The sequence below is a fragment of the Streptomyces sp. NPDC037083 genome (assembly GCF_055606485.1).
Map to the genome: position 1 here is coordinate 250,953 of NZ_JBVJSQ010000015.1, position 11,719 is coordinate 262,671.

8 protein-coding genes are annotated in these 11,719 nt (G+C 70.2%); 1 reads left to right on the top strand and 7 read right to left on the bottom strand.

Annotation, left to right across the window (positions count from 1 at the left end):
* Positions 1 to 110 precede the first annotated feature (110 nt).
* Positions 111 to 914: a PAQR family membrane homeostasis protein TrhA gene (gene trhA, locus ACZ7DE_RS33980; RefSeq protein ID WP_470767977.1), complete on the bottom strand. Its 804-nt coding sequence runs from the start codon at positions 912 to 914 to the stop codon at positions 111 to 113.
* 1,075 nt (positions 915 to 1,989) lie between these two features.
* Here trhA and ACZ7DE_RS33985 point away from each other — a divergent pair.
* Positions 1,990 to 3,297, top strand: coding sequence for an NlpC/P60 family protein (locus tag ACZ7DE_RS33985; protein WP_470767979.1), 1,308 nt, complete (start codon positions 1,990 to 1,992; stop codon positions 3,295 to 3,297).
* Between the two features lie 154 nt (positions 3,298 to 3,451).
* Here ACZ7DE_RS33985 and ACZ7DE_RS33990 read toward each other — a convergent pair whose 3' ends face one another.
* From ACZ7DE_RS33990 to ACZ7DE_RS34015, 6 genes are all read right to left on the bottom strand, one after another.
* Positions 3,452 to 3,643 (bottom strand): hypothetical protein, encoded by a 192-nt coding sequence (locus ACZ7DE_RS33990; protein WP_470767981.1) that lies wholly within the window; start codon positions 3,641 to 3,643, stop codon positions 3,452 to 3,454.
* Between the two features lie 179 nt (positions 3,644 to 3,822).
* Positions 3,823 to 5,103, bottom strand: a complete 1,281-nt coding sequence (locus ACZ7DE_RS33995) for an MFS transporter (protein WP_470767983.1) — start codon at positions 5,101 to 5,103, stop codon at positions 3,823 to 3,825.
* Between the two features lie 308 nt (positions 5,104 to 5,411).
* Positions 5,412 to 8,411, bottom strand: coding sequence for a hypothetical protein (locus tag ACZ7DE_RS34000; RefSeq protein ID WP_470767985.1), 3,000 nt, complete (start codon positions 8,409 to 8,411; stop codon positions 5,412 to 5,414).
* 544 nt (positions 8,412 to 8,955) lie between these two features.
* A complete protein-coding gene (locus ACZ7DE_RS34005) occupies positions 8,956 to 9,873 on the bottom strand; it encodes a GHMP family kinase ATP-binding protein (RefSeq protein ID WP_470767987.1) in 918 nt (305 codons plus the stop codon).
* Between the two features lie 391 nt (positions 9,874 to 10,264).
* Entirely contained in the window at positions 10,265 to 11,314 is a 1,050-nt protein-coding gene (locus tag ACZ7DE_RS34010; RefSeq protein WP_470767989.1) for a TauD/TfdA family dioxygenase, read from the bottom strand.
* 33 nt (positions 11,315 to 11,347) lie between these two features.
* Positions 11,348 to 11,566, bottom strand: a complete 219-nt coding sequence (locus tag ACZ7DE_RS34015) for an MbtH family protein (RefSeq protein WP_470767991.1) — start codon at positions 11,564 to 11,566, stop codon at positions 11,348 to 11,350.
* Between the last annotated feature and the right edge of the window lie 153 nt (positions 11,567 to 11,719).

Genomic DNA, 11,719 nt, shown 5'->3' on the forward strand with positions numbered 1-11,719 from the left:
GGAGCAGCGCGCGGGTTCTCGACATCCCAGCGCGAAATTCTCCGGCGAAGGTCAGGGACTCCGCGTTCCGGCACACCGCCGCCCGTCATCCCGGCACCGGGCGCGTCTCGTCATGTGGCTGCCAGGAGGATGGCGGTGTAGTGCGCGGTGAAGGCGGCGATGGTCAGGGCGTGGAAGACCTCGTGGAAGCCGAACCAGGCCGGTGAGGGGTCGGGGCGCTTGAGCCCGTAGACGACGGCGCCCGCGGTGTAGAGAAGGCCTCCGGCGATGACGAGCACGACGACCGCGGCGCCGCCGGTGTGCGCGAACTCGGGCAGGTAGAAGACGGCGACCCAGCCCAGGGCGATGTAGCACGGGGTGTACAGCCACCGGGGCGCCCCGATCCACAGCAGGCGGAAGGCGATGCCGGCCAGGGCGCCCGCCCACACCACGGCCAACAGCACCCGCTGCCGGCCCTGGGGCAGCAGCAGTACCGCCAAGGGGGTGTACGTGCCGGCGATGATCAGGAAGATGTTCGCGTGGTCCAGTCGCCGCAGGACCGCTTCCCCGCGCGGACCCCACGTGCCACGGTGGTAGATCGCGCTGGTCGCGAACAGCAGGCAGGCCGACACCGCGTACACCGAGCAGGCGGCCACTGCCGCAGCCGAGCGCGAAAGGGCGATCAGGACGATGCCGCCGATCAGCGCGAGAGGGAACACGCCGACGTGCAGCCAGCCGCGCATCCGCGGCTTCAGCTCAGCCGCCACACGCTCCACCCCGCCTTCCAGCGCGGCTGCTGTCTGCCTGACCGTCAGGCGGCTCGTGGTGTCCGCCGGTGCGACAGCCATGGGGGTGCTGAGGGCGTCGGGCGTGGTGCCGGGGCGGGGCGGGGACTGTCGTCCGTGTGCCGACGGCTGAGGATCTTCGGCAATCATGCGCTCATATTCTGGATTCGGCGGTGGAGTTTCGGCCCGGCGCGCCGCCCGGGCTGCGGGCTGCGGGCTGCGGGCTGCGGGCTGCGGGCTGCGGGCTGCGGGCTGCGGGCTGCGGGCTGGGAGCCAGATACCCGTCGTGTGCCGGGACGCGGTGCTGCGGGGACGCGGCGCTGCGGCGGTGATGGCGCGTCTGCTGTCGTCTCACCTCTTTGTGCAACGCGTGGAGGGGCCCTGGCGCCGTTGCGACGCCAGGGCCCGAAGGAACTGCTACACCATCTGCCGGCCCTTGTACTGCGCCGGCCCTCTGTTTCCGCAGACCCGACCGAAATGCCGTCGGGTACGCGGGGATCGCGGTTGCTTGACCGGAGACCACCTCACTATCGATGTCCTGCGGCACCCGGATTCGAAATTCCGTCCGGGCGATCCTGATGGCGTCCAATTCCTCCGTTCTTCCCTGGGCGATCGACTACTGGGTACTGCGCACCGCACTTGCGGGTACTGCCACTGCGTTGACCGCAGCACTGCTCATGGCGGCCCCTGATCACTGCGGGCCACCCGGTCCGGTCGTCAGTCCCGTCGCCGTCCTGCAACAACCCTGGCTTCGGTACTCCACCACCGCACCGTCCTGCTTACTGCGACTACGTGTCCTGCTGCCGGCAGTTCGTGTCTGCCAGGCCCTGCTGTCTCTCTGGGCTACGAGAGAAACCATAACCACACCGCAGGCCAATGTCTACTCTCGCCAAGACAGATTTTCGCGCCCTCGGTGGGGAGGTACGTTCGATCGGCGGGGGAAGGCTGCGCCAGAGCCGGACGGGGCCTCAGGAAGCACCGACGCGGTTCGGCCATGCCCTTGCAGCCCTGCCTTCTCACTCGGCTGAGGGGTTTCCCGGCCGTTTCCCGTTGCCCGTTCGGACCGGGCAACAGCGGCACCTCGACGTGCCGGGCGCTCCCCCAGCAGGCTGGTTCGTGAGCTCCCTTCAGGGCACCGCCCAGGCACCGAGAAGACTCCCTGCACGCGACAGGAAACGGCCGGCCGTGCGACGACCGACCACGGCCGGAGAAAACGGGGAACGACATGAGAAGACAGAACCAACGCGACCGAGACCGCGACGGAAGACCGCACGGCCGCTTCCGACCGCTGCGGCTGCTGCTCGCCGCCGCCGTGACCGTCGCCTGCCTGGCCCTGCCGACAGCGGCGCCGGCGACCGCCGCACCGACCGCACCGACCGCAGCGACCGCCGACACCTGTGCGCCGCTGAAGGCGGGAGCGAGCATCGCCGCCCAGGACGCCGTCAACGTCGCCTGCCGCTACGTCGGTTGGATGTACGCCTGGGGCGGCGGCCACGCCGGGGGGCTGCCCGGCCCCAGCCAGGGCATGCTGGACAAGCACGACCCGAGGTCCATCAACGATCCGACGTACTGGAGCTTCGACTGCATCGGCCTCGTGCGCTGGGCCTGGTACAAGGCCACCCGCCAGGACATCATCAGCGAGCGCACCACGCAGTCCACCTGGCAGGACCCCGGCTACGCGCACACCCGGTTCACCAAGGCGCAGGGCGAGGCTCCGCTGCTGCCCGGTGACATCATGTACTTCGGCGAGGGACTCAGCCACGTCGCCCTCTACCTCGGCAACGGCAAGCGACTCGAATCACCCGAATCGACCCAGGTCGTCAGAGTCTCGGACATCCCCTGGTCCGCCTACCAGGGTTCGCTGCGGCCCGACGTCTCGGGCGTCTTCCCCGTGTGGGAGTACGACGGTCTCGGCAAGCAGGTGAAGACCTGGGGCCAGCCGAACCTGCGCAACGACTCCACCACCGGCAGCGACATCAACTGGACCATCGACAACGGCATTTCCGTCGCCGTGCGGGCGCTGTGCCAGCGTGTGGGGGAACGAGCCACCGTCGACGGCATGGTCAACAACGTCTGGACCTATCTGCCGGACTACCGCAGCTGGATCAGCAACCTCTTCATCCAGGGCCCGGCGATCACACCTGGAGTGCCGTCATGCGGGGACTACTCGAGAATCGGCGGCACGCTGGAGGGCGCCGACTCCAACACCTCCTGCGGTGACGGCACCCCACCGGACTCCGCCGGCGCGTGGACGGCCAAGTCCGCCACCGTGTTCGGCCGCACCGTCGAGCTGCGTTACAACAGCACGACCGCCTGCGCCTGGGGCCGGATCATCGGCGGCACGGTCGGTGACGAGATCTGGGTCGACCGCAGCAGCGACGGCGGTGACCACTGGGAGCCGATGCTCGGCTACACGACCGTCACGTCGGGCGGCGACGCGTACACCACGCAGTGGAACGACAACGGCCTGGTGATGCGGGCCTGCGGCACCAACGGCAAGGGCGGCTCCATCGTCTGCACGGGCTGGTTCTGAAGCCCGTCGCCACTGGACCGACGACGTCCCCCGACCGCTGACCCCACGCCCCGGTGCCGCCGTTCGCACCGGGGCGCCGGGGGCTCTGTACCGAGGGACCACGTCTGGGTGAAACGCCGCCCCACGCGCCGAGGGGCTCGCCCCGGGAGGCCGGTCATCCGGCGCCCCTCCTCGCGTCGTCCGCGAGCAGGGGATTCGGCTCTGCGGAGGCCGGAGCCTTGAACGAGTACAGGTCGGCCACGGCGAGGGTTTGTTCCGCGTCATGCGCCTCGAACGTGCCGGTGCGCTGGAATCCCAGGCGGGCGGCGAGCCTCGTGGAACGCTCGTTGGCCGTCTGGGTCACCACCAGGACCGGCTGATCGGGCAGCTCACCGGCCGCGGCACACAAGATGGCCGGGGCGGCCGATTCTCGGGCCTCGACGAGGAAGCGGTCCCGCCGGAGTTGGGTGGTGTCGATGCCGATCCGGTCGCGTGAACTCCAGTTCGTCCGGCTCCCCCTCGCGGAGGCGGTGACGGCGGCGCGTCCTACGGAGCAGGTAGCGTCCGGCCCAGGCGGGCGAGTGGGGAGAGGGTCATCAGGACCGGGGAGAGCATCATGCCTGCGGCCGTCGCCAGGAGGCTGGTGCGGGCCCCCCACTCCTCCGCGAGGAATCCGCCGAGCAGTGAGCCGAGTGGGGTCAGTCCCATGCCCACGAAGGTGATCGTCGCCGCCGCGCGGCCTTGCATTCCGTCCGGAGTGACGGTCTGCCGGACTGCCATGACGGTGACGTTCACCAGCTGACCGCCGGCGCCGAACACGAAGTTGATCCCGAGCAGGGCGGACACGGTCACCGTGGAGGAGCCGTGCAGCGCGGGCGCGCAGAGGAACACGCCGTCGCCCAGTGCCGCCGCGGACACGAGCACCGCGCCATGGCCGAACCGGCACGGCAGCCGGGCGGCGAGCACCGAGCCCGAGAGCGCTCCCGGCCCCGTCGCCGCGAGCGCCAGCCCGACGGCGGTGCCCGACAGGTGCAGTTCCCTCGGCAGGAAGAGCAGATAGACGGTCATCACGGCCGCGAAGGAGAACTGGAAGGCGGCCGAGGCGAGGCACACGGTCCGCAGCAAGGCATCGCCGGCGACGAAACGGAGCCCCTCGTGGATGCGCCGCAAGACCCGCGGGGGACGTTCCGCGTTCTTCGGGCGCGATTCGGTCCGGCGGATCCGTCGGATCGACAGGAACGAAAGCGCGAAGAACAGGGTGCTGCAGCCGGCGGCGATCGGCGCGGACAGCGCTGAGACCAACGCACCCCCGAGGGCAGGTCCCCCGATCTGCGCCGCGGACCGGCTGCCTTCGAGCGCGCTGTTGCCCCGTACCAACTGGTCGCGTCCTACCAGCCGTACGAGAGACGTCTGGTAGGCCACGTCGAAGAACACGGACAGGGCCCCGACGGCAAGGGCGACCGCGAACAGCGCCGGCAGACCGAGCCAGCCGAGGAGACCGGCCACGGCGGCGGCGCCCAGGGCGAGGGTCCGGCCGGCGTCCGTCAGCACCATCACCGTGCGGGCCCGCCAGCGGTCCACCCACGCGCCGACGAAGAGCGAGAGCAACAGGATCGGGGCCTGCCCCACCGCGCGCAGGACGCCCAGCTGTGCGGCACCTGCGTCGAGCGTCAGGACGGCGAAGAGCGGCAGAACGACCAGAGTTGAGTGTTCGCCGAGTTGGGAGGCGGTCTGACCCACCCAGAGTCTGCGAAAGTCGGCGTCCCGCCACAGACTTGGCGGGACAGGCCGACGGGAATCGGATACGGCGGAGGAAGCGGACGGCACGAGGATCCCCTGGACTGCCGGCAACGAGGCCCGCGCCCGCTGCACGACAGTGCACCGGTGATTCGGGCAGGAAGAGGCTCGCTGTGCCGCGCCATCAGGGGCAGCACGCGATGACAGGCCGACAAGGCCTACGACGTCAGCGCGCGCTCGGACGACCGATCATGTCTTCGCTCCTCGTGGATCACTGACTGCTCCCGAACACTAGCGCTCGACGGCCGGGGTCGAAAGGGAGCCGCATCCACGAAGCAGCGCTGCCCGTGCCGGAGTTGGCACGGGCAGCGCTGCTGTGCGGCCGGGGCCGCGGTCGGTCACTTCACGTCGAACCGGTCGATCACCATGAAGGTGCCGCTGTTCTTGGTGAGGGTGAGTGTGTGCCGTCCGGCCGGCAGACCGCTGACGGTGTAGACCGTCTGCTGGGCATGGCGGCTGGTGGCGTTGGCGTTGACGGTGCCCTTGGAGGCTCCGTCGAGGGAGACCGCGATCGTGCCCTCGTCGGCGTTGGTCTCGGTGATCACGTCGATCCCGGTTCCGAGGAAGGTGACGGTGACCGAGTCGCCGTTGACCCCGGTGGCGTGGACGTCGTCCTGGTAGTCGCCGAGGCCGCGGTTGGCGTACCGGTTCCAGCCTCCGGTGTACGTGAGGGAGGGGTCGGTGTCGTCGTAGGTGCCGGTCACCTCGAAGCCGTCCACGGTGGCGAAGGAACCGCTGCGCTTGACGACCTGGATGGTGTGGCTGCCGGCGCTCAGGCCGCTGGTGCTGTAGACGACCTGCTGCGCCTTGCGGGTGGTGGAGCTCGTGTCGAACAGGCCCTTGGAGGTGCCGTCGACGAAGACCTCGATCTGGCCCTGGTCGCTGTACTTCTCCCCGATCACCGAGACGCCGGTGCCGGTGAAGGTCAGCGTGGCGGCGGAGCCGTTGGCCCCGGCTGCGTGCACGTTGTCGTGCAGGTCGCCCAGGTCGCGGTAGCCGCTGGCGCTCCAGGAGCCGGTGTAGGCGATCGCCGTGTCGTCGTCGTCGATCAGGCCGGTCATCGGCCGGTACGCGGCCGTGGGGCCGGACGCCGCGATGATCGCCTGGGCCGCGGCGGGCCAGGCGCCGCCGGAGACGATCGTCGACTGGACCACGGTGGTGTTGGTCGCGTTGCTCCCCCAGTTGGAGCGGTCCGCGAAGTTGTCGTGGATGTTGTTGTCATGGATGGTCGGCGTCCACATGCCGACCCAGTTGCCCGGGCCGAAGCGAATGACGTTGTCGTGGGTGTTCCAGTAGGAGCTGCCCTCGTCGTGGTAGATCACCTGGTTGGTGTGGTTGGTCACCTCGAGCAGGTTGCCGGAGAGCACGGAGGTGACGGAGCCGTCGCCGTTGCCCTGGCCGCCGTTGGTGTAGATCGGGCCGCCGTCGTGCAGGACGTTCATCACGTCGTGGACGTGGTTGTTGAGGACCTGGTTGTGGCCGGCGTAGATGGTGCCGTGGCGGCAGACGGTCAGGCCCTGCTTCGCCTGCAGGTTGCAGGCGGAGGCGTAGCCCCAGCCCCAGCCGACCGATATGCCGGAGTAGGCGGTGTGGCCGATGTCGTTGTTCGCGATGGTCAGGTCACGGGTGTAGCCACCCCAGACACCGACCGCGTCGCGCCAGTCCAGGGCGACGTGCTCGATCCAGTTCTGCGAGATGGTGTCGCCGGTGGTCATCCGGGCGGTGTCGGTGAGGTAGTAGTCGTCGACCTCGCCGGCGTACACGCCGCCACCGGAGATGTCGTGGACGAAGTTGCCGGTGACCGAGCTGTTCTGCGTACCGTCGGCCAGGTCGACGCCGCTGCCGCCGGCGTGGGCGATCTCATTGCGGACGAGGCTGATGCCGGAGCCGCGGTGGATCTGGACGGCCGCCGGGACGCGGAGCGGGGCCTGGGTGGCGGCGTCCCACAGCACGCCCGCCTGGTTGTCGATGTAGCCGACGGTGGAGGGGAGATTCCAGGTGGTGTAGGCGAAGGTGAGACCCTGCAAGGTGATGTCGTGGACGGGGGCCATGGTGTCTGGGATGACGGTGAAGCCGTCGATCACCATGAAGTTGCCGCCGGTCTTGACCAGCTTGACGGTGTGCTGCGCCTTGGGCAGCCCGCTCACCGACGCGATGACCTGCTGGGCGAGCCGGGTGGAACCGGCCGCGCTCACGCTCTGGGTCTTGGTGCCGTCGACGTAGACGTCGATGCCGCCCTCATCGCTGTTGACCTCCGACAGCACGTCGAGGCCGGTGCCGGTGAAGGTGTAGCTCACCGAGTCGCCGTTGGCGGTGGTGGAGTGCACATCGGTGTACAGGTCGCCGAAGTTGCGCCCGGTGGAGGTGGACCACGCGCCGGTGTACGTGGCGTTCGCGTCGTCGTCGTTGACCGGGGTCAGATGGCCCGGGGCGCCGGCGGCGTCCACCAGCTTCTCCAGGACGGGCAGTTCCACGTCCGCGGTGCTGAGGTCCTCACCGGTGCGCGGCTTGTAGTAGAGGAGGTTCGCCGCAGTGTCCAGGTAGAACTCGCCTTGCTCGTCCAGCAGTTGGTAGGCGTTCTCCACCCAGGTGAGGCCGTCCAGCCTGGGCAGGCCGGCGCCGTTGAAGGGGAAGCCCCGGTTGACGACCGAGGTGTTGTTGTCCACGAAGCAGTCGGGGTCGACATTGAGGCTGGAACCGCCGCCGCTGGGTGCGGTGATGCTCGCCAGGGGGCACCGCATGTGCTTCCAGTCCTTGTCGTACGCGACCTCGACCGAGGAGGTGTTGGTGAACGACGTGTAGGAGGCGTCGGCGGTGGTGAAGCTGGACCCGCTGAGAGTGAAGCCGCCCGGGTTGAGCGGGCCGCGGGCCCGCTGCGCGCGCACCCCGTCGACGAACAGCTGTCGGCTCTTCGTGCCGGCGGGCACCGCGGCCCGGTAGATGTTCTTCGCGCTGTCGTACAGGGAGAAGCCGGTGATCTTCTGTGCGCCGTTGAGTTCCGGTCTCTCGCCCGGATAGGCGGCGTAGACGACCTTGTGGCCGTTTCTCCCGGAGTCCGAGGGCCCGAGGGTGAACGCCTGCGTCAGCCGGTAGGTCCCGCCGCGCAGATACACGTCGATGTCCGCGGCCATACCGGAGACCAGACCCTGCACCTTGGTCTTGACGCCGTCCAGGCTGCAGGGGGCGCTGACCGTGCAGGTGCTGCCCGAGCCGGTGGGCGAGGCGTACAGCAGGGTGGGAGTGGCGGCGGACGCGGGGACGGGTGCGGCGATCGCGGCGGCCAGCAAGGCGGCGAGCACACCGAGGCATCCGGTGGCTCTTTGGCGGAACAGCTGCATTGATGCTCCTTCAGATACGGACCCGAACAAGGGAGATAGATCCGATGAATGATGATCCACCTATGGTGCGGCGGGTGGTGTGGAGCTGTCTGACTTACGGGACGAACCGGGGGTGGGTGGGCCCGCTGATGCGGACGATCGCAAGCTGAAGGAGGTGGGAGGAGTCGGGGTGAGGATGCGGCGCGGCCGGGTCGGCCGGTAGCGAGATCAGGCTGCGGATACCTGGCCCGCAATTCATCGGATCTATGGTGGCTGCCAGGGAGGCTACGTCGACATCACCGGCGCGAGCAAGAGGGGAGCGGGAGGAGAATCGCCACCGTGCGGTCCGGGCACCGTGGAGTGTCCTCCCGGCGGTCACGGGAGGGCGACGGGGCGACGGAGGGGCCTCCAAGCGGGCATCGATGTCACCGGGCATGGGCGAGCCGAGCCGTTCCGTCCCTGATTCCACCCCGCGCCGCGATGCGCCCCGCCGGACGAGGTCCCGCGGGCGCATTCAGCGACGGCGTCCGGCGACAGGGGCGGGGCCTCGGGGTGCGGAGCGGTCTCAGGGAAAGCTCAGCGTGCGGTACACCGTGACGTTTCCGACCAGCTCCCGGCAGGCCTGGGCGGCCCCGGCCAGCCGGCCGGCAAAGTGGGGAGCCGCCGTGTTCAGCAGGATTCCGAGCGTGGTGCCGCTGTGCCCGACCACCACGCCGAGGCCGCCCACCTCCCGGCAGATGTCGATCAGCGGGTCCAGGGACCACTTGTGGCGCAGCACCTGGTTCATCCGCGCGCTCGCGGTCGCCACCCGGCCGACCTCGGCCAGGTCCTGCCGGGCCACCGCGCGTGTGACGCGCTCCAGCAGCCGGGCGTACTGCCGTTTGTCCGCCGCGGTGAACGGCTTGGGGATGCTGTTGAAGTCGACCGTGTCCACCGCTCCGCCCTCATCGACGCCGACGACGGCCATCGACGGCAGCGAGCCGAGCCGGGCCCGCAGCCGGACGCTGCGGTGGTGGAAGGCCACGACCCCGGGGTAGAGCACGCCGTCGGTGGGTTCGATCCTCGAGAGGTACGACTCGATGCGCCGGGGCGGCATAGGCTCGTCCAGGGCGTTGGCCACCGCCCGCGCGGTGGCCACCAGGTCGGCCGACGAACTGGCCAGTCCCTTGCCCTCGGGAAGGGTGCTGTCGATCTTCAGCACGCCTCCCCCGGACCGCCGGGCATCCTCCATGATCATCGACGTGAGCCGCAGTGCCTTGCGCTTGTGCACCGGCCACACCTGCAACGTCCCGTCGTCCGGGACGAGTTCGAACCTGGCCATGGACCAGCGGGCGACCGGCAGCGTGACCAGGAAGTCCCCGTCCCTTTCGGGCAGCACACCCTGCAGCAGCTCCCCGAAGGTGCCGAAGGCGGCACTGACCCCGGTGGCGGCCACGCGGCGGTAGCCCGCAGGGGACGCCGGTGCCGGCCGGATCGTCGTCACCTGACGGATTCCTCCTGTTCCCGTCGCTCCGGGGCCGCGCAGCCGCCCGCACCAGCAGCGCGGCCTGCGCCGGCCGGGTACGCACGAAGTGGTGGCCACCCTGATCGAATTCGTGCAGGGTGACACGGTCGGACACGACTTTTCCACTCCTCGTCTCCCCGCACGGACCGCGCGGTGGACGGATCGTCGCGGGCGACGACGACGTCGAGGGGGGCGTAGAGGCGGTGGGCCTCCACGTCCCACCGATCGCGATCAGACGGCCGTCGGCGCTCAGGACGTCATGACGGCAGGCCCGCTCGACGACGTCGGCCCGCTGCGGCCTGAGGTCGTCCAGCTGTCGGGCTCCGGGGCCCGGCGGCGGCGCCCGGGAGGTCCACGAGCGGGCCTGCCGTCACGAACGGCCTCCCGGCGGCAGGGGCTCGCACACCTGGGACCCGGCTGTCCGCAGTCCGCGGGAGCGGCGCAGGTCGCAGACCGCGAAGCACCGCCGCAGCCACCGGTCCCGCCCGTCGTAGCGGGGCCGGAAGTCGGTGCGGCCGTGCACGGCGGTCCGGTTGTCCACGACGATCAGGTCGCCGACGTCGAGCACCGCGCCCACCATCACCGCGATCATGGCGTCACGCAGTTCGCCCAGCGCCCGCGCCGCGTCCTCGCCGTCCGCTTCCATGGCGTGGAAGTCGGCGATCAGTTCGGGCTCGGTGTCCGGCCCGGACAGGACGGGCAGCGGCATCGACACGGCGTCGGAGTCGGTGCCGGCACCGCTGAACGAGCTGCTGTGACGGATCCGGAACAGCGGCCGGCGCAGCACCGAGACGCACTCGGCGGACAGCCGGGGCAGCGCCCGCGTGATCGCCCCGGACGTGGTGAACGCGCGGCGCTCGTGGTCGGCGCGCAGGCACAGCAGGGTGACGAAGTCCGGCTTGCAGGGGTGGAAGCCGTCCTCGGTGTGCAGTTCGAGCATCACGCTGCCGCTGTTCTCCTGCCGCCGCTCGGCGCCCTTGACCGGCACGATGTCCTGCACGAGGCGGCCGGACTTCTCGTCCGCGTAGGCGATGACGTCGCCGAGCCAGGACACCGTGGCCAGCTGGGCGACGGTGGCCAGCGGCAGCCGTGACCAGTCGGGGGCGACGCCGTCGGCGGGCGTCGCGGGCAGGTCGTCGTCGATCGGCACGTTCCGCACGATCAGCGTGCCGTACGCGTTGCCTGTTCTCCGGAAGGAGCTGAGCGCCCGGGCCAGTCGCGGCGGGAGCCAGCGCGCCGCCACCTCGACGTCCGCGAGCAGGTCGGGGTCGTCGAGCAGCGCCGGGGTCGCCAGGCCCGGGGGCGGCAGACCGTCGGCCACCTCGGCGGCGACCTTGCGGAACTGCTCCCTCTCCTGCGCCGTCAGCTCCAGCGTCACCTCCTCGACGCCGCCGATGGCGCACTCCTGGTAAGTCAGCAAACCGTCCTCCTCGGGGTGTGATGCGCCGACGCGTCAGGAACCGGCGCCGTCCATGGCCTCGGCCAGGCTCCTGGGGCGCATGTCCGTCCAGTGCTCCTCGACGAAGGCCAGGCAGGCCTCCCGCGTGTCCTCCGCGTGGGCGACCTCCCACCCGGCCGGGACGTCCACGAAGGAGGGCCACAGCGAGTGCTGGCCCTCGTCGTTGACCAGCACCAGGTAGGTGCCCTCTGCGTTCTCGAAGGGGTTGGTCACGGTGCTTCTCTCTTCCTTTTTCCGTCTCTCCGGCCGGAACACCCGGCCGGTGCCGGCGCCGGACGAACGTCCGGCGCCGACGACTGCGATCTGGTTCAGTGGCCTCTGGTCCGGGCCGCCCGCGGTCCGTGGCCTTCGGGTTCTGTCGCCTCT